At 69.9% G+C, this 16,995-nt stretch carries 17 protein-coding genes; 6 read left to right on the plus strand and 11 right to left on the minus strand.

What is annotated here, in order from left to right:
• Window positions 1-85: 85 nt before the first annotated feature.
• Together ACGFIV_RS08055 and ACGFIV_RS08060 are read right to left on the minus strand one after the other, a co-directional pair.
• Window positions 86-1,222 carry a hypothetical protein gene (locus ACGFIV_RS08055; protein WP_358561877.1) on the minus strand — a complete coding sequence of 379 codons (1,137 nt, stop codon included), beginning with the start codon at window positions 1,220-1,222 and terminating at the stop codon, window positions 86-88.
• Window positions 1,212-2,522 (minus strand): tyrosine-type recombinase/integrase, encoded by a 1,311-nt coding sequence (locus ACGFIV_RS08060; RefSeq protein ID WP_358561880.1) that lies wholly within the window; start codon window positions 2,520-2,522, stop codon window positions 1,212-1,214. Before ACGFIV_RS08060 ends, ACGFIV_RS08055 begins: the two co-directional genes overlap by 11 nt.
• Between ACGFIV_RS08060 and ACGFIV_RS08065 the strand changes: the two genes are divergently transcribed.
• Complete coding sequence (locus ACGFIV_RS08065) at window positions 2,521-2,799, plus strand: DUF1524 domain-containing protein (RefSeq protein ID WP_358561882.1); 279 nt, start codon at window positions 2,521-2,523, stop codon at window positions 2,797-2,799. The genes ACGFIV_RS08060 and ACGFIV_RS08065 overlap by 2 nt on opposite strands.
• Before the next feature lie 90 nt (window positions 2,800-2,889).
• On the opposite strand, the gene ACGFIV_RS08070 is transcribed toward ACGFIV_RS08065, so the two are convergent.
• The 6 genes from ACGFIV_RS08070 to ACGFIV_RS08095 form a co-directional block, all read right to left on the minus strand.
• On the minus strand, window positions 2,890-3,438 hold the full coding sequence (locus tag ACGFIV_RS08070; protein WP_392833069.1) for a hypothetical protein: 549 nt from the start codon (window positions 3,436-3,438) through the stop codon (window positions 2,890-2,892).
• Between the two features lie 246 nt (window positions 3,439-3,684).
• A complete protein-coding gene (locus tag ACGFIV_RS08075; protein WP_392833072.1) occupies window positions 3,685-4,260 on the minus strand; it encodes a hemerythrin domain-containing protein in 576 nt (191 codons plus the stop codon).
• Between the two features lie 140 nt (window positions 4,261-4,400).
• The gene (locus tag ACGFIV_RS08080; RefSeq protein WP_358559081.1) at window positions 4,401-5,276 is read right to left on the minus strand and encodes a carbohydrate ABC transporter permease; all 876 of its coding nucleotides are present in this window, start codon (window positions 5,274-5,276) and stop codon (window positions 4,401-4,403) included.
• Between the two features lies 1 nt (window position 5,277).
• Window positions 5,278-6,366 (minus strand): sugar ABC transporter permease, encoded by a 1,089-nt coding sequence (locus tag ACGFIV_RS08085; protein WP_358559083.1) that lies wholly within the window; start codon window positions 6,364-6,366, stop codon window positions 5,278-5,280.
• 115 nt (window positions 6,367-6,481) lie between these two features.
• Window positions 6,482-7,735, minus strand: coding sequence for an extracellular solute-binding protein (locus ACGFIV_RS08090; protein ID WP_392833076.1), 1,254 nt, complete (start codon window positions 7,733-7,735; stop codon window positions 6,482-6,484).
• Between the two features lie 45 nt (window positions 7,736-7,780).
• Window positions 7,781-8,878, minus strand: coding sequence for a LacI family DNA-binding transcriptional regulator (locus ACGFIV_RS08095; RefSeq protein WP_358559087.1), 1,098 nt, complete (start codon window positions 8,876-8,878; stop codon window positions 7,781-7,783).
• Between the two features lie 141 nt (window positions 8,879-9,019).
• Between ACGFIV_RS08095 and ACGFIV_RS08100 the strand changes: the two genes are divergently transcribed.
• Window positions 9,020-11,188: a glycogen debranching N-terminal domain-containing protein gene (locus ACGFIV_RS08100; protein ID WP_358559089.1), complete on the plus strand. Its 2,169-nt coding sequence runs from the start codon at window positions 9,020-9,022 to the stop codon at window positions 11,186-11,188.
• On the opposite strand, the gene ACGFIV_RS08105 is transcribed toward ACGFIV_RS08100, so the two are convergent.
• Together ACGFIV_RS08105 and ACGFIV_RS08110 are read right to left on the minus strand one after the other, a co-directional pair.
• The gene (locus ACGFIV_RS08105; RefSeq protein WP_392833080.1) at window positions 11,133-12,428 is read right to left on the minus strand and encodes an MFS transporter; all 1,296 of its coding nucleotides are present in this window, start codon (window positions 12,426-12,428) and stop codon (window positions 11,133-11,135) included. The two genes, ACGFIV_RS08100 and ACGFIV_RS08105, sit on opposite strands and share 56 nt — an antisense overlap.
• Window positions 12,429-12,483: 55 nt before the next feature.
• Window positions 12,484-12,960, minus strand: coding sequence for a MarR family transcriptional regulator (locus tag ACGFIV_RS08110; protein ID WP_358559093.1), 477 nt, complete (start codon window positions 12,958-12,960; stop codon window positions 12,484-12,486).
• A gap of 243 nt (window positions 12,961-13,203) precedes the next feature.
• Here ACGFIV_RS08110 and ACGFIV_RS08115 point away from each other — a divergent pair, with 243 nt between their 5' ends.
• Window positions 13,204-13,941, plus strand: coding sequence for a hypothetical protein (locus tag ACGFIV_RS08115; RefSeq protein ID WP_392833084.1), 738 nt, complete (start codon window positions 13,204-13,206; stop codon window positions 13,939-13,941).
• Between the two features lie 186 nt (window positions 13,942-14,127).
• On the opposite strand, the gene ACGFIV_RS08120 is transcribed toward ACGFIV_RS08115, so the two are convergent.
• Complete coding sequence (locus tag ACGFIV_RS08120; protein ID WP_358559097.1) at window positions 14,128-14,676, minus strand: DUF1707 domain-containing protein; 549 nt, start codon at window positions 14,674-14,676, stop codon at window positions 14,128-14,130.
• A gap of 177 nt (window positions 14,677-14,853) precedes the next feature.
• Between ACGFIV_RS08120 and ACGFIV_RS08125 the strand changes: the two genes are divergently transcribed.
• From ACGFIV_RS08125 to ACGFIV_RS08135, 3 genes are all read left to right on the plus strand, one after another.
• On the plus strand, window positions 14,854-15,681 hold the full coding sequence (locus tag ACGFIV_RS08125) for a DUF4253 domain-containing protein (RefSeq protein ID WP_358559099.1): 828 nt from the start codon (window positions 14,854-14,856) through the stop codon (window positions 15,679-15,681).
• A gap of 208 nt (window positions 15,682-15,889) precedes the next feature.
• Window positions 15,890-16,090, plus strand: a complete 201-nt coding sequence (locus ACGFIV_RS08130; RefSeq protein WP_358559101.1) for a DUF5302 domain-containing protein — start codon at window positions 15,890-15,892, stop codon at window positions 16,088-16,090.
• A gap of 432 nt (window positions 16,091-16,522) precedes the next feature.
• The gene (locus ACGFIV_RS08135) at window positions 16,523-16,972 is read left to right on the plus strand and encodes an ATP-binding protein (RefSeq protein WP_358559103.1); all 450 of its coding nucleotides are present in this window, start codon (window positions 16,523-16,525) and stop codon (window positions 16,970-16,972) included.
• The last annotated feature ends 23 nt before the right edge of the window (window positions 16,973-16,995 follow it).

The following is a 16,995-nucleotide window of genomic DNA, read 5'->3' on the forward strand; positions in this document are numbered from 1 at the left end:
TGACGACTGGCGACGCGTCACTCAACCTTCGGTGGCACGAAACTAGTGGTCATCAACCTTCGGTGACAATGCTCAGCCTTCGCTGTCACAGGACAGCCATGTCGTCCGGGAGCTTGTTGATGAGTCTGGGCTTGTCCTCCAGTTGGAACAGCACGGTGTGGTGGAGGCCGAGTCTGGCCCACCGCGGATCCCCGAGCACTGCGGCGGCCTCGGCACGGTTGTCGTACATCCAGCGGTAGAAGACTTCGATGGTCACCAGCGGGCCGCGGCGGCTGCTCTTTGAGAGTCTGCCGCCCTTGTTCGGCCCGGTCATCGCCGTGTGGCTGTTGAGGGAGTCCACCAAGCCTCGCAGCCAGGGCCTGAGCTGCTCGGGTGAGTCGACAAGCTGAGGGCCGGCACATCCCGCTTGATCGATGTACCACTGGAACCACTTCAGATGGTCCAGTCGGCTCTTCACCGAGGACCACACATACCTCTCCGTCAACAGCTGCACCGACAGCCACCACTTCGCCGCCTCCCGGAACCAATCAGTGGTGAGCTGGCTGAAATTGGCGACCGACCGGCCATGCGGTTCGTGTTCACGCTGCGGGATCCGCCGGTCCAGACTCGGATTCCACACGTTCAGGCGCCACCACTCGCCGTCGTGATACGCGTAGGCCAGACGGTCCTGCAGATGCTTGACGCTGTGCAAGACGAGCGTTGCAAGATCGGCATTGCCGGACGGGTTCGTACGCATCGTCGCGCCACGGACCTCACGTGCCCATTCCTCGTGGGAGAGTGCTGTAAGAGACCTGACATGACGTACCCGAGGGCCTCCGTGCTCAATGGCCAGGCTCAGCCCCCGCCGAAGTTGCTGGAAACGCGCCGGATCGACGCTGTATCCGTCGGCGACCTGCTGGTGGACGCACCACGCGAGTTCCCAGATCATCGTCTCGGGCAGGCCGCGGAAGCTGAGCGCCTGGCTGAACCAGCCGCGCTCACGGTCGATGGTTTGCACGGTGAACGCCTGACGGTAGTCCTCGGGCATGTTCGTCGAGTCGAAGTGGTCCAGCCGGTGCTCCTCAGGAAGGCTCTCCCACAGACCTCTGGCCCGCTCCTCGCTGAAGAGCTCGGCGATCGGCAGGCGCGGATCTCGCTTGTCAAGGCGCTTTCGCTCCGCCGTCCGCGGCGAGGCAAGCGCTCGCGCGCCGGTCTCCGAACGCGGCGCCGGTTCAATCTCCATTCGAGCTCCCCCAGGACTGCGTGATCTTCTGCCAGTCCGCGCACGCCCGAAGCTCGGCGTCCTCGGTGACGTGGGCGTAGGTGTTGATCGTGGTCTGGATGTCGGCGTGTCCGAGTCTCCGGCTGACCACGTGCATCGGCACGCCCGCCAGCAGCAGCGCCGTAGCGTGCGTGTGGCGATACCAGTGAGGCGTCATCTCCACCGGCAGGCAAGGCAGCTGGCGCTTCCTGGCCCCCAGGTGCTTGTAGACGCTCTCGGGACTCAGCGGGGCGAAACGACGCCCACGGCGGAGATTGCAGAAGATGTACGCGCTGTCCCAATCGTCCAGCTCCACGTCGGCGCCTGCCTCACACAGGGCCCACACCCAATCGCCGTAAAGACGGTCCAGTGCCGAACCGATGAAGATCCGCCGGTGGCCGCTCTTGGCCCGCAGGCCGTGCGGGTGGTCCTCGCGTCGCACGACCTCGACCTGCGCCGTCGTACCCGTACCGGTCTTCCAGTCACAATGGCGCAGCCCGAGAGCCTCACCGAGCCGCAGACCGGTCTCCTCCAACAGTGTCCACAACAGCCGGTAACGCAGCTCACCCGACCACGCCCCCTCAGCGGCGTCCCAGGACGCCTCCGCTGTTCGCAGTGACACCATCTGCTCCGGCAGCAGGACCGGGACCGGCTTCGTCCTGACCCTTACCTTCACCACGCTCGAACGCCGGCCATGCTTGCGCGCCACATGCTCCAGGAACGGCAGGTAGCTTCCCGGCCGCGAACGCACCGTCTCGTACAACCGGCCCGCGACCTCCACACCGCGCGCAGCGTGGTACCGATAGAAACCCATCACCGCCCGAACCCGGCTCGCCACGGTCGCGTCAGCCGCCTGCTCCTGACGAGGAAGAGGAACGACATCCGCCGCCACACTCCTACGGCGCAACTGCCCGACGAACGTGCCGAGGTCTGTCACACCAACCGTGTCCCACGCCTGCTCGCGCTGTTCCAGGAAGGACCACCACAGCGCAAGCCCCCGCGAGTAGCTCTTGATCGTGTTGGGTGAACAGTCCGTCGATCGCAGGTACTCCAAGTACTGCTCGACGGGCTCCGCGACTCGAAAGTCACCGGCGAGGACCGTCCACGTGGGTCCTTCCGCGCTCGCCACCCGTTGTGTGGTCGCCAATTCGCTCCCCATGTCGTCGCTGTCAGCGGAGCGTACTGCTACACCGGATAACGCAACGCTCACATAGAGAAACCGGCGGCCAAGACTCCTGTCACAGATGTCAACGGCATCAATGTCAGGGTTCGGATAACACATGGTGCCGCTCGCCGAGGCGTGGCGCTCCGGGGCGTACGCCTGGACGACCGCCAAGCGCCAGTCCTTCGCCAACGACCTCACGAACGCCCAGCTCTGGGCCGTGACCGACAACGTGAACCAGGCCAAGGGGGACTCCGACCCCGCGAGCTGGAAGCCGCCGCTCACCTCGTTCTGGTGCACCTACGCGAAGGCCTACATCGATGTGAAGTACGAGTGGGGCCTGACCGTCCAGAGCAGCGAGAAGTCGGCGCTTTCCACCATGCTCGGCTACTGCTGACCCGTCGGCGTGGCCCGTCACCGCGCCGGCGGGCCACGAGGGCCGCCGTCCCCTCGCCGGGCGGCGGCCCTTGTCGTGTTCCCGCGCCGGTCACCGGTGGTGGGAGACGAAGCCGACATGGACGCGGGGGGCGAGCGCCCGGTGGGGCGGTTCGTTCTGCGCGCGCCCGCACAGCGGGACCACGGGCGTGCCGGACGCGGTGCTCAGGTAGGCGTCCGCGACGTAGCCGCCGGTGCTGATCAGGTCCCAGTACCTGCTGGTGCCGTACGTGCCGGAGACCGGGTCGCCGACCTTGCGGCAGACGATGGTGACCCGCTGGCCGTCCCGCCGCGTGCCGACCACCTTGCTGTCGGCCGACGCGTCGGCCCGTACGTTGACGGGCTCGCCGGTCACGGTGTTCACGGTGACGGTCACGTCGCTCGCCCCGGCCGGGGCGGCGTGCTCAGTGCCCGTAAGACCGCCGGTCGCGGTGCCGGTCGCGGTGCCGGTCGCGGTGCGGGTCGCGGCCGCGTGGGCCGTGCCACCGGGTGCCGTCGTGAGGGCCGGCCCGGCCAAGGACGTGACGGCGAACGGTAGCCCGAGCATCGCGATGCGCCCCCGTGAAGCTCGCGAAGCGGGTGCGGCGGTATATGTACGCATGATGACACCTCTCCCTGGCATGTGCCGGCCCCCGACCGGCGTCCCCCGAAATGACTGCCTATTCGAGTAATGTCACTCCGCGCTGTCACCGGTCCAGCGTGGCGCGCGCGCATGGGGGAATCGGGAAAGTGCTGTACACCAGGCGTTCCGGGCCGCACACCGAACACCGGCGTGGCTTTCCCTTAGGCGGTGGAAAGGTGCCTCAGAGCGAGCGGCGGTGGTCACACCGCCGCGTGGGCGGCGGTGTCAGCGGCGGTCGCGGCCGGTGACCAGGTCGCGGAGCCGGTCGGCGGTGCCCACGAACGGGCTGGTCGCCTTGAGCAGGCCGGGGTTCGGCGGCGTGTGAGGGTGCGGGCGGGTCGGCGCCATCCGCTTGGCGCGCTCGACCTTCGCGCCGAGCTCCATGGCCCGCTCGGGGCTGATGACCAGGCGGAGCTCAGGCCAGACCTGCTCCTCCTCGTAGGCGAGGTGCTCGCGCGCCTCGTTGATGAACCCGACCAGCGTCTCCTCGTGCCGCAGGTCGCCCGGCTTGTAGTCGATCAGGTCGTCCAGCACGAACTTGGCGTGCCGCTCCTGCTTGATCGCGTGGTCGGCCAGCTCGTTCCCGTGGGGGACCAGCTCGCGGACGGCCGGCCAGAAGTGCTCCTCCTCCACGGCCTCGTGCTTGGACTCCTCGGTGATGAGCCTGTCCACCTGCCGCTTGCGCTCCAGCAGGCCCTGGTGCTCGCTGACGCCTATCACCGGGGGTCCTGCCTCCAGCGTGTCCAGCAGGCGCCTGACCTCTTCATGGTCCCGTTCGAGACCTTCGAATACGTTCGCCATGGCTTGCCTCCAATGCCGGTGGCGGTGTTCCCTCCTTTGGGCGTTGCCCGCGTCGCCGCAGGTAAACATGGGTTTCGGATCGGGAAATGACATGCCGGGCGGGTTCCCTTCCTTCGATCAAGGAAGGGAACCCGCCCGGCTCAGCCCTTCTCCGCGCCCTCGTTGGCACCTCTGATGAAGTACCGCTGGAAGATCACAAAGATGATCGCGACCGGGATGGTGGCGAGCACCGCGGCGCCGAGCTTCAGGGGGTACTGCGTGCCGACCCCGAGGGAGCCGCTGACCAGGTCGGCCAGCCCGCGCGGCAGCGTGAACAGGCTCGGGCTCTGCACCGCCACGAGGCTGTGCGGGAACTCGTTCCACGTGCCCTGGAAGGACATGATCGTCAGCGTGATCAGGGCGGGACGCCCCATGGGCAGCACCACCGACCAGAAGGTGCGGAACACCCCAGCGCCGTCGATGCGCGCCGCCTCCTCGACGCTCACCGGGATCGAGTCGAAGAACTGCTTCATGATGAAGACCCCGGCCGCGTCCACGATCACCGGGAGGATCAGCGCGGAGTAGCTGTCGTACAGGCCGAGCTGGTTGAGCACCAGGAACTTCGGGATGAACAGCACGACGCCGGGCACGGCGATGATCGCGACGACCGTGCCGAACATCGCCCGCCGGCCGCGGAAGCGGAGCCGCGCGAGCGCGTACCCCGCGAGCGAGTCGAAGAAGACGCGCCCGACGGTCACGATGATCGTGACCACGAGCGAGTTGCCGAGCCAGAGGGGCAGGTCGGTGCCGAAGAAGACCCGGTCGTAGCCGGCGAGCGTCGCCGGGTCGGGTATCGGCGACAGCGGGTGCGCCGTCGCGTCCGGCTCGGTCTTGAAGGAGTTCGCGATCTGGATGACGAACGGGTAGAGGAAGACCAGGGCCGAGAAGATGAGGACCGCGTAGCCGACGAAGGCGGAGACCAGGCTCCTGCCGTCCGCCGGTCGGCGGTTCGCGGCCCGGTCGGTGTTCACCGGCATGTCACGAGCTCCTTCGCGTGCGAGGGCCCGCGTCCGCCACGCGTTCGCGCATCACCCATCGCTGGACCAGCGTCAGCACCACGATGATGAGGAAGAGGATGAACGAGATCGCCGTTCCCGACCCGTAGTCGAAGTTGCGGAACGCCGTCCGGTAGGAGAGGTAGGCAGGCGTCAGGGTGGTCTTGGCCGGGTTGCCCTGGCTCATCACGTACACCTGGTCGAAGACCTGCCAGGTGCCGATCAGCCCCAGCGTCAGCACCAGGAAGAGGCTGGGCTTGAGCATCGGCAGCGTCACGTAGCGAAGGCGCTGCCAGCGGCCGGCCCCGTCCAGGAGGCTCGCCTCCTCCAGCGTGACCGGGATGTCCTGGAGCGCCGCCAGGAAGATCAGCATGAACGTGCCCGAGGTCGTCCAGACGACCAGGGCGATGATGGTGCACATGGCGACGCTCGGGCCGGACAGCCAGTCCCACCACGACAGCCCGAACGGCCCGCCGTCGGTCAGGGCGGCCGGGGGAGCGTCGATGTCGGCCACGCCGAGGCCGCTGAGCAACAGGTGCAGCAGGCCGCGCGAGTCGGAGAACCACTCGGGGCTTTTGATCCCGAACACGCCGAGCAGGCCGGCGGCCGCGCCGGAGTTGGAGAAGATGAACAGGAAGACGACGCTGATGGCCACCGAGCTGGTCACCGAAGGGAAGTAGAACGCGCTGCGGAAGAACGTCTTGCCCTTGAGCATGCGGCTGTTCACCACGAGCGCCAGCCCGAGCGCCAGCACGGTCTGCACCGGCACGACGATCGCCACGTAGTAGATGTTGTTGCGGATGCTCGTCATGAAGTCCTGACGTGCCAGGTCGTCACGGGTGAACAGCCGGGTGTAGTTGTCGAGGCCGACGAACGGCGTACGGCCGGTGAACGGGCTGCCCTGGCCGTTCCAGGAGGTCAGGCTCACCCACAGCGCCATCACGATGGGCAGCAGCATGAACAGGCCGAGGATGACCACGACGGGCGCCAGGAACAGCCAGCCCGCGAGGTTGTCCTTGGTGGCCGAGGTGCGGCCGACGCGGCGGTGGGCGCTCCCAGGCGTGATGTCCACCTTGTCTACCTCCTTCCGGTAGAGGTTTCCCGAAGGGCCCCGGCCGCCACCCCGCCCCGCGTGGAGTGGAACGCGAAACGGGAGGCGGCGGGCCGGGGCCGGATCCGGGAGTGGCTCAGCCGGTGAGGGCGCTTTCGGTGTTCTTCTGCATCCGCGCGAGGATCGTCTTCGGCGCGGTGGTGTCGAGCTGCTGGAGCCCGGCGTCGAAGTCCGCCAGCACGCTGTCCATCTTGGGTGCGTTGACCGGCCCCTGGGCGTACTCGGCGCCGTTCACGAACGCGGTGTCGTCCGGGAACTCCTTGGTGAACTGGTCCTTGGCCGACTGGCGGGAGGGCATCACGCCGAACGCGCGGGCGAACGCCATCTGCTGGTCCACCTTCGTCATCGCCTCGACGAAGCTGATCGCCTGCTCCTTGTGCTTGCTCTTGGCCGCGATGCCCCAGCAGTTGGTGAAGGACAGGGTGCCCTTGCCCTTGGGGCCGGCGGGCAGCTCGTAGGCGGTGTACTTCACATCGGGGTAGTCCGCCTTCATGGCGCCCTTGATCCAGTTGCCCTCGATGGTCATCGCGGCCTTGGCCTTGCCGAACGCCTCGCCGCCCCAGCCGGAGTCGAGCTTCTTCGGGTACTTGGCCAGCCCGCCCTTGAGCATCGACTGGACGTACTCCAGGGCCTTGAGGTTCTCGGGGCTGTCGGCGGTGGCCTGCTTGCCGTCGGGGCTGGTGAGCCAGCCGCCGGCCTCGACCATGAAGGCTCCGATGCGGTCACGCGTGTCGCCGAGGGCCAGCGGGACGACGCCCTTCGCCTTGAGCTTCTCGGCGACCGTGGTGAGCTGCTCCCACGTGGTCGGGACGTCGGAGTCGCCGAGCCCGGCCTTCTTCCACAGGTCGTTGTTGACGATCAGCGCCAGCGTGGAGAAGTCCTTGGGGGCGCAGTAGAACTTGCCGTCGCGGGTGAAGGTGGTGCGCAGGCTCTCGTAGAAGTCGTCCGGGTTGGAGATCTTGTCCCCGTACGGCTCCAGCGCGCCGACGCTCGCGTAGTCGGCGAAGCGGGCGGCGTCCACGTAGAACACGTCGGGCGGGTTGTCCCCGGCGAAGGCCTGGCCGAGCTGCTGCGTGAGGTCCTGGGCGGGCGTCACGGTCGCGTTGTTGCCGCTGGCCTTGGCCCACGCCGCCGCCGCGTCCTTCACGGCGGCCGTCTCGGCGTCGCCCGAGGAGCCGATGAGGATCTGCAGCGAGGCCGGCCCGCTGCTCTGGGTGGTGGTGCTCGGGCCGGCGTTGTCGTCGAAGCCGCTGCCACAGGCCGCCGAGGCAAGGAGCGTGCCGCAGGCGGCCGTTGCCAACGCCGCCGTCCGGAGGTGTCTGCGTATCATCGCACTGTCCTGATCTTCGTGATGGGTGGTGAGTTCCCGGAACGCTCAGGCCGACCGTCTGCGGACCAGCGATGGCTGGAGCAGCACGTGTGCCGGCTGGGCTTCCGGGGTGGCGGTGGCCGTGGATTCCCGTTCCACGTCACCTTCGTCTGTGCGTCCCCCGACGTCTTGGCTTTCCGCCTGCCGTGCCCGCGTGCCCGCGCCGTCCCCTTCGAGCGCCCGTAGGAGCAGGGACACGCATTGGGCCGCGACCTCCGGGAGCGGCTGGCTGACGCTGGTCAGCCCAACGGCCCTGGCGGACGGAGTGTCGTCGAAACCGATGACGGGGATGTCCCGCCCCGCCTGGAGCGCGCCGAGGGCGAGCGAGTCGCTCGCGCAGACCAGCGCGGTCACCGGGTGGTCGGTGTCGAGCAGGGCATGGGCCGCGGCCTCCCCGTAGGGGACGCCGTCCTGGGTGGCGCAGTCGAGCTCCGCGATCTCCGCCGGGCTCACGCCCCCGGCGGTGAGGGTGCGGGCCCAGCCGTCCCTGCGGTCGTCGCCGACGCCGGATCCGGACGGCCATCCGAGGAAGCCGACGCGCCGGTGGCCGAGGTCGAGCAGGTAGCGGGTCGCCATGGCGGTCCCCGCCGCGCCGTCCACGTCGACCCAGGGAAACCGCCGGTCGGGCGACAGGCCCCACGGCCGTCCGAACGTGACGAACGGGATCCGCTGTTCGAGCAGCCAGTCGGTGCGAGGGTCGCCGTAGTGGGTGCTGGTGAGCACGAAGGCGTCCGGCTCGTACGACCCGAGCAGGTCGTCGAAGGTGGCCAGCTCCGCCTCGTGGTCGTCCGCCGTGTACAGCAGGACGCGGTAGCCGGCCCGGGCCGCCGACTCGGTGAGCCCGTGCAGGAAACGGTCGAAGACGAAGCCGTTGATGCCGTCGTCCTGGGCCGGTTCGATGCGTGCGGCGATCAGCTGCGACCGGCCGGTGCGCATCTGCCGTGCGGCCTGGTTCGCCCGGTAGCCGAGTGCCTTCACGGCCTCCAGAACGCGGAGGCGTGTCTCCTCGCGGACCACTTCCGGGGAGTTCAGCACGTTCGACACCGTCTGCCGCGACACGCTCGCGTACCGCGCCACATCGGCGATCGTCACCTTGTCGGCCATGGGCACCTTTCGTGCATTTGATCGTTCAAGACGGACTATGGCACGATTGGATCGTTCAAGTAAAGCCAATGTTTCGTAAGCTGCAAGCGGAGGTCATGCCGCCTTGCGGTGCCGACACGACGTGACCCAGGGGGCCCATCGGTGTTCGACCACGGAGCAACACCCGAAGCCGAGGACGTCTCCACCAGCGTGGCAGACCTCGAAACGGCCTTCGGGGCGCCCCCCGACTCGACTCCCGACGTCTCACCGCGGCTTCAGCCGCTGCTGCACGACCTCGTCAGCGCGGTCCTCGCGCCCACGAGTGCCCTGAGTGGCGCCGACGGGCAGATACGCCCGGCCGGCGCGCAGGGCCTCTTCCACGCGGACTCGCGTGCCCTGTCCGAGGTCACGCTGCTGGTCGACGGCCGCGAGCCCGAGCACATCGGCCACGCCCTCACCGGTCCGGGCGGCGCGCGGTTCGTCTCCCTGACCCGGTGGCTCGGCGACCCCGGCCCCGACCCGACGGTGCGCGTCGACCGCGCCCGCCAGATCACGCCGGGCGCCATGGAGGAGGCCATCGACATCGTGTCCGCCTCCTCCGCGACCGTGACGGCCACGTTCACGCTCGACCTGGCGTGCGACTTCGCCCCGATCGAGGCGGTGAAGTCCGGCGATGACACCCGCCCCGTATCGGCGGCGACCGGCGCGGCGGGCACCCTCGCCTGGGAATCCGACGGCATCCGCGTCACCGTGACCGGAGAAGACGCCCACGCGGAGACCGGCACGGGCAGTGGCGCGCGGCTGCAGTGGGAGGTCACGCTGCCGCCCCGAGGGCGGGCCACGCTGCGCTGGAAGGCCGGCGTCGAGGACCCGAAGGCGGTCGTGAGGGCGCCCGCCCGTCCCGTCGAGTGGGGTCGGCCGCGCGTCACCGCCGCCGACCACCGCCTGGTCCGCCTGTTCGACCAGTCGCTCGACGACCTGCGCTCGCTGCGGCTGGCCGAGGTGGGCGCCCCCGGGGACACCTTTCTCGGCGCGGGCGTGCCCTGGTTCCTGACGCTGTTCGGGCGCGACAGCGTCTGGGCGGCCCGCATGCTCCTGCCGCTCGGCACCGACCTGGCCGCAGGCACGTTGCGCGTCCTCGCGCGCCGCCAGGGCACGAAGCTCGACCCCGGTTCCGGCGAGGCCCCCGGCAAGATCATGCACGAGCTGCGGCGGCACGAGTTCACCGTCACGGGGAACGGCCTGCGCCTTCCCTCCGCGTACTACGGCACGATCGACGCCACCCCGCTCTGGGTGAGCCTGCTCCACGACGCCTGGCGCTGGGGCATGCCCGAGCGGGAGGTGGCCGAGCTGCTTCCCGCACTGGAGGCCGCGCTCGAATGGCTCGCAGGAGACGCCGACCCCGACCGCGACGGCTTCCTCGAATACATCGACACCAGCGGGCGCGGCCTGGCCAACCAGGGATGGAAGGACTCCGGCGACTCCGTGCGGTTCCGCGACGGGCGCCAGGCCGTCGCGCCGATCGCCCTGGTGGAGGTGCAGGGGTACGCCTACGAGGCGGCCCGGCACGGCGCGGCGCTGCTGGCGGCCTTCGGGCGTCCCGGCGCCGACCGCTGGCACGCGTACGCGGACGCTCTGGCCGAGCGGTTCCGCGCGCACTTCTGGGTCGACGGCCCGCACGGCAGGCACCCGGCCCTCGCCCTCGACCGGGACAAGCGGCCGGTGGACGCGCTCACCAGCAACATCGGGCACCTGCTCGGCACCGGCCTGCTGTCGGCGGAGGAGTCGGCGGCCGTCGCGGGGCTGCTCGCCTCGCCCGCCATGGCCGGAGGCTTCGGCCTGCGCACGATGTCCGCGCAGGACGGCGGTTTCAGTCCTCTTTCGTACCACTGCGGGTCCATCTGGGCGCACGACACCGCGATCGTGGTGGCGGGCCTCGCCCGCGCCGGGTTCGGGGCCGAGGCGGCGCTGCTGGCCGAGGGCCTGCTCACGGCGGGGGAGACGTTCGGCTACCGGCTGCCGGAGCTGTACGCGGGCGACGCGCGCGAGGCCGTCCTGCGGCCCGTGCCCTACCCCGCCGCGTGCCGTCCGCAGGCCTGGTCGGCGGCGGCGGCCGTCACCGTCCTGCACGCGGCGCTCGGCGTCTATCCCGACGTCCCCGCAGGCCGCGTGTCGCTCCGCCCGATGGCGGGGGCGCCGCTCGGCGCGGTGGCCGTGGACGGGCTGCGGATCGCCGGGGCCGAGGTCGCGGCGGCCGTCGGCGAGGACGGCGCGGTCACCCTGTCCGGGCTCCCGGCCGGTCTGTCCACCGAGGTCGCCGGCGTCCACTGATGGTGACCTTCGGGGCCGGGTCCCCGGCCCCGGCCGTCTCGTCCACGCCGGATGCCTGCACCCGCTCCGAGTGGGCGAGGTGGCCGTGGGCCGTGGACAGGATCACGATGCCGAGCACGAGCGTCCCGGCGCCGATGTAGAAGGGGACGTGGATGTTGGTGTGCTCGACGAGCTTGCCCGCGGCGAAGGGGGCGAGGCCGCCGCCGATGAAGCGCACGAACCCGTAGGCCGCCGAGGCGATCGGGCGTTCGACGGGGGAGACGGTCATCACGGCCTGCGTGGTGACCGTGTTGTTCACGCCGATGAAGATCCCCGCCACGATGACGGCGGTGACCAGCACGGGCGGGTGAGTCGTCCAGATGGCGATGACCAGCACCGTCACGGCGAAGAGCGCGAGGTTGGCGTACAGCGTGCGGGCGATGCCGAAGCGACGCTGCAGCCAGGGGGCCCCGAAGACGGCGAAGACCGCGACCAGGAGGCCCCAGCCGGTGAAGACGAAGCCGAGCTGGATCGCGCCGAGGCCCATCGGGAAGGGCGCGTATCCGAGGACGGTGAAGAAGGCCCAGTTGTAACAGAGCGCGGTCAGCGACATCGTGAGCAGTCCGCGGTGGCGGAGGGCGCGCAGGGGCTCCAGGAGGCCGGTCGTACGTTCCGGGAGCGGCATCGGCCGCACCAGCACGGCCGTCGCGATCATGGCGATGGCCATCAGGGCCGCGACCCCGAAGAACGGACCCCGCCAGCTCACGTTGCCGAGCAGCCCGCCGAGCAGCGGGCCCACCGCGATGCCCAGCCCGAGCGCGGCCTCGTACAGGATGATCGCGCCGACGAAGCCGCCGCTGGCCGAGGCGATGATCACCGCGAGGGAGGTGGCGATGAAGAGCGCGTTGCCGACCCCCCAACCGGCGCGGAAGCCGACGATCTGCCCGATGCCGGGGGAGGCGCCGGCGAGCGCGCTGAAGACGACGATGAGCGCGAGCCCGGCCAGCAGGGTGTACTTGGCGCCGATGCGGCTGGAGACCCAGCCGGTGATCAGCATGGCGACCGCGGTCACGACAAGGTAGCTCGTGAACAGCAGCGTGACCTGGCTCGGCGTCGCGTTCAGCTCATGGGAGATCGCGGGCAGGATCGGGTCCACCAGCCCGATTCCCATGAACGAGACCACGCAGGCGAAGGCGACCGCGAACACGGCCTTGGGCTGCTTGAACGGGCTCACGCCCGCGCCGCCGGGATGACCACTCATCGACACGCTCCAACTCGGATCTCGGGAATCAGAAGGCCTGGCGGGCTTTCCGTGTTCAGAAGGCCCGGCGGGCGCCCGTACGGTCGTCGGGCACCAGGCGCGTCAGGCTGTGGACGGCAGGGAGAGCCGCGACGAGGGATGCCCGCTCGGCATCGCTGAGCTGGTCGAGCAGTTCGGCGAGCAGGGCTGCGCGTGCTTCCCGGCGCTCGGCCAGCGCGGCGCGCCCGGCGTCGGTGATGTGTACCTGTACGACACGACGGTCCTGCGGATCGTCGGCCCGTACGGCCAGCCCGGCCTGCTGGAGGCGGGAGACGAGCTGGGTCATCGCGGGCTGGGTCACGCCTTCGCGCGTGGCGAGGTCGGTCAGCCGGCAGGGCCCGGAGCGGTCGAGCGTGGACAGCGTCGCCACCGAGGTGAGGGAAAGGTCGCCGCGGGCGCTCAGCCGAAGGACGAGGCGCGTGAGCCCTTCGAGCGCGGTCGTGACGTCGGCGGCGGGGAAGCCAGGCCTGGTGACCACGACGGGCAGATCCATAAGCCACTTATATCAACGCATTATGTATATGTCCACGCAAGGGCCTGCCCGAATCGTGAGGCCTCGTAGCTCTCACGACTCTGTGCCCCCGGGCGCGGACGCGCGAGCGGGGGCACACCACGCTCGGCCCTCACTGGTGGGGGCAACCCCACTTCGCCCGTCCTTCAAGTCGGATACAAGCGGCATGGGCGAAGGTGGTGGTCGTCCTGGTACACGCCCCTTCCCCGAGAGGCAGGTCTCCGCATGGTCGACCGTCGCGATGCCGAGGCTGCCGGCGGCTGGCGGATGCCCGACGGCCGCGTATTGGTCCCCGGGCCGATCGGGCCGATGTACCCCGGTTCGCTCGGCCTGAGGAGCATCTTCGGCGTCCCGGACGAACCGGGCGAGCCCGATGACGTCGCGGAGGGGGTGCGCCCCTACTACGCGCTGGATGCCTTCGGAGCGGTGGACCGCGTGTACTCCAAAGGGGTGTACTCGGTGGAGGACGAGTTGTACGTGACGGTCTACCGGGTCGAAGACGACACCCTCTATGCCCACCATTCCTGGAGCAATCTCCGTTACGCCGAGAGCCGGCACGAACGCTCGGTGGAGTGCGCGGGGCTGATCCGCCTCCCCCCGGCGCGGGTGCCATCACCGGAGTCGGTCGCGGCCGCGCTGGCCGAGCTGGCCGAACGCGAGCAAGCCGAGGTGGCGGCCCGTAGGAGCAGGCTGGAGGCCGTGGGGGCCTCCTTCCTCTCGACGCTGCCCGATCACACAGGAGACGGCGTGCTCCATCTGGAGTTGACGCTGGAGGAGTGGCACCCGGTCATACGGCTGAGCGATGGGCGCGTGCTGTGGCGGGCCGCGGCGACCGACCTTACCCACAAGGAACTGCTGACCCTGCTACGGGCCGTCCTCGCCGCCAGGTACGGCGAGGGCCCGGTCCGGGTCACGCCGTCGCCGGAGATCGTCGCCAGCGAGTTCTGGGACCCCTGGAACTGACCCGCCTCGCCCGCGGCACGCGCCAGGAGCGAGATCGCGGCGTCAGCGGGCGCTGCGGGCCAAGGCCAAGGACGAGGCCAAGGCCAAGGCCAAGGACGAGGGCGAGGGCGAGGGCGAGGCGCGCGCCGCGGGTCGAGGCGCGGGTGCCGCCGGTGGCGCACGCGGAGTCTCGACGCGTTCGGCGCCTCAGCGGCGGGGGTGCTTGAACTTGATGGTGCCCATGCTGACCTGGCCGGCCACGCGGAGGACCGGCAGGCCGGGGACGGGGGTGTCGTTGGCCTTGTTGACGATGTTCCCCATGCCGCTGGTCACCTTCTCCAGCCGGACGGTCCAGCCCCGGGGCACGATGACGAGGATGTTGCCGGCGCCGCACTTGGCGTCGAGCATCACTTCCTGGTGGCGGCAGCCCGCCTGGGTGAAGTCGATCTTGATGTTGCCCCAGGCGCAGTCGGCGGTGATGAACCGCGGCACGATCCACGGGCCGACCTGCTGGACATGGCCGGAGCGCGTCTGCAGCACCAGCGGCTCCTCGCCGGCGGCCACGTGCGTCAGCGCGGGCAGGTCGGCGATGAGCTCGTCAAGCTCGGCGTAGGTCTTCGCCCTGTACGTCCGGTCGAGCCGCTCGTCCAGCTCTTCCAGGGAGATCCGGCCGTCGCCGGCGGCGATCCGCAGCCGTTCGGCGACCGCGTCTCGATCGGCATCCGAAGCGCGCAGATTACCGGTCGCATCCGTCATATCACCACGGTAGCGGAGGATGCTGATCTGTCCGAGTCTCCGTACGGTTGAGATCATGTCGGGGGCACGCGACAGGATGGGCGATTGTGCGGTACGACGGGAGACGTGGCGGATCCTCCCCCTGGCATCTCGGCAGACGGGGATCCTATTGGTGTGTTCGGCACCGGAACGGTTGAGATGGACCATAGTGAGCGACGGCAGCTGCCGCCGGCCGTACGCCGGTTGTTCGACGACGGCGGAAACGGGCGAACCCTCTCTGTGGAGCTCCCGGCGGGGGTGGTGGTGTGGCCCGACCCCACCTATGCGAGGTTCCCCTCGCACCGGCGTCCCGCGTTCTGGCTGAGTCAGGCGCCCGTGACGGGGTCCCTGTGGGCCAGGCTCCGGGCCGACCATCCACGCTCGGGCCTGTGGCCGGTCCTCATGGAGGAGTCCGTCCAGCCGTGGACCGTCGGGCAGATCGCCCCGGACGCGGCCGCCGAGATCGACAACTACAACGTGGACGCGTTCATGGCGGAGGTGTGGGCCGACTGGATCGAGCGGGCCGCCGAGGACCAGGTCGAGATCCTCGACCCGTTCGGCCCCTACTGCCCGGGGCCGGCGGAGCCGGGTGAGCCGCGGGCCGACCCCGACGCCCTGGCCGACCGGTACGCCGCCATGCTGGCCGAGCAGGGGACGCCGGTGGGCCTGGCCGCCGTCCAGCGCGGGGCCGACGCCCTGGCCGTCATGGGATGGCAGGGCGCGCTGCACCACAACGAATGGAACGTCCCCCTCGCGGCCGTGGTGCGGAGCTGGGAGGACCGGTTCGAGGCCCGCCTGGTCGGCCTGGGATTCAACACCCTCGACCTGAGCGTGGCCGCGCCCCCGGTCACCTCGCAGCACGCCCTGCACGTCGCCGCCGAGCACTGGGCGTTCTGTCCCGACGCCATCGTCCAGGGCGCCGGCACGCTGATCGACTACGCCGAGGAGATCCGGGGGAAGCACATCTGGTCCTTCTGGTGGGACTGACCCCGGGCGATTGAAGCACCAAGTCAGCACATGTCAGGACGCTCGTACGATGGGGCACGGCGACCCGTGAGATGATGTGCGAGTGCTTCGCCGGATCTGGGCGTGACGGAATCGGGGGCGGGGTGCAGGACACCGACGCCAGGCGGGCGGTCACGCACGCGCACGTGCGAGGCTGAGTGGTTGCCCCGTCCAAGAGCAGGAGGTCCGCATGACTGCCGACGCACCGGAGCCGGAAACCGAGACCCCGGACGACGAGTTGAAGCGCAAGTTCCGGGAGGCCCTGGAGCGCAAGCGCCAAAGCCAGGCGGAGACGAACGGCAACGGCCGGGGCAAGGACGCCTCCAAGATTCACGGCGCCCACGGCCCCGCCGGAGGCAAGCGATCCTTCCGCCGCAAGAGCGGCGGCTGAGCGGCACCGACGCCGTCCCGCCCGTATGAGCGCCGGCAGGGCGTGAGAGGCACCCGGCCACCGGAGACGGTGCCGGTGACGCCTTGGACGTCCTGCCGGTCCTCCCGGTCCTGCCGTCCTCCCGGTCCCGGCGGTTTTCGCTGGTTTCGTGGGCGGCCTCGGGCCACCCCGCACATCCGGGGCCGATCCCGGGGATCTCCGCCCGCCGCCCTCCCCTGAGCGAGGGAGGCTCACCCTGCGACGTTGGGAGCGCTCCCAGCGAGCTTTCAGGATCGCCGTGCCTGCTGAGGCCTGTGGGACTCGTGAGGCGTGAACACAGTGGGATGAGGCGCTTTGACGGCCGAACCGGAGAAACAATCATGTTTCGAGTGATTCACATCACCGAATTATTGCCGTAACCTGAGTGGGAGCGCTCCCACAAAGGAGAAGCAGGTGTCTGTCACCTTCCGCGCCAACCAGCCGTCCCCCTCGGACTTCCTCGGCTGTCTCCCGCTCCGCACGGCCGAGTGGATCCTGTCCGCCGACGTCCGGAGCGTCCACGCGGCACGCGCGCTCGTCTGCCAGGAACTGCGGAGCTGGGGCACCGGAGCGCTCGCCGACGACTGCTCCCTGATCGTGAGCGAGCTGGTGACGAACGCCATCCGGCACGGCGGCACCGCCTTCTCACTGCGGCTCGGCAGCGACGGGTCACGGGTCTACGGCGAGGTCTTCGACGCCGGGGACGGCCTGCCCCGCCAGGCCCCCGGAAACCTCGACGCCACCGACGGCAGGGGGCTCCTCATCGTCGGCACGCTCGCCGACGCCTGGGGGGTCGTCCAGGCGGACGGCGGAGGCAAGACGGTCTGGTTCGTCGCCGGCCTCGGCGCCGACCCCATGAGCTGACCTCGCGGTTCAGGGGCCTGCGA

Origin of the sequence: Sphaerisporangium sp. NPDC049003 (genome assembly GCF_043197795.1) — a bacterium.
Taxonomy (GTDB): Bacteria; Actinomycetota; Actinomycetes; order Streptosporangiales; family Streptosporangiaceae; genus Sphaerisporangium.

Coding starts and splice junctions, on each gene's coding strand:
- ACGFIV_RS08060 (WP_358561880.1), bottom strand. CDS start 2,522: ATGTGTTATCCGAACCCTGACATTGATGCCGTTGACATCTGTGACAGG.
- ACGFIV_RS08110 (WP_358559093.1), bottom strand. CDS start 12,960: ATGGATCTGCCCGTCGTGGTCACCAGGCCTGGCTTCCCCGCCGCCGAC.
- ACGFIV_RS08055 (WP_358561877.1), bottom strand. CDS start 1,222: ATGGAGATTGAACCGGCGCCGCGTTCGGAGACCGGCGCGCGAGCGCTT.
- ACGFIV_RS08095 (WP_358559087.1), bottom strand. CDS start 8,878: ATGGCCGACAAGGTGACGATCGCCGATGTGGCGCGGTACGCGAGCGTG.
- ACGFIV_RS08105 (WP_392833080.1), bottom strand. CDS start 12,428: ATGAGTGGTCATCCCGGCGGCGCGGGCGTGAGCCCGTTCAAGCAGCCC.
- ACGFIV_RS08080 (WP_358559081.1), bottom strand. CDS start 5,276: ATGCCGGTGAACACCGACCGGGCCGCGAACCGCCGACCGGCGGACGGC.
- ACGFIV_RS08075 (WP_392833072.1), bottom strand. CDS start 4,260: ATGGCGAACGTATTCGAAGGTCTCGAACGGGACCATGAAGAGGTCAGG.
- ACGFIV_RS08115 (WP_392833084.1), top strand. CDS start 13,204: ATGGTCGACCGTCGCGATGCCGAGGCTGCCGGCGGCTGGCGGATGCCC.
- ACGFIV_RS08130 (WP_358559101.1), top strand. CDS start 15,890: ATGACTGCCGACGCACCGGAGCCGGAAACCGAGACCCCGGACGACGAG.
- ACGFIV_RS08065 (WP_358561882.1), top strand. CDS start 2,521: ATGGTGCCGCTCGCCGAGGCGTGGCGCTCCGGGGCGTACGCCTGGACG.
- ACGFIV_RS08070 (WP_392833069.1), bottom strand. CDS start 3,438: ATGCGTACATATACCGCCGCACCCGCTTCGCGAGCTTCACGGGGGCGC.
- ACGFIV_RS08120 (WP_358559097.1), bottom strand. CDS start 14,676: ATGACGGATGCGACCGGTAATCTGCGCGCTTCGGATGCCGATCGAGAC.
- ACGFIV_RS08125 (WP_358559099.1), top strand. CDS start 14,854: ATGGACCATAGTGAGCGACGGCAGCTGCCGCCGGCCGTACGCCGGTTG.
- ACGFIV_RS08090 (WP_392833076.1), bottom strand. CDS start 7,735: ATGATACGCAGACACCTCCGGACGGCGGCGTTGGCAACGGCCGCCTGC.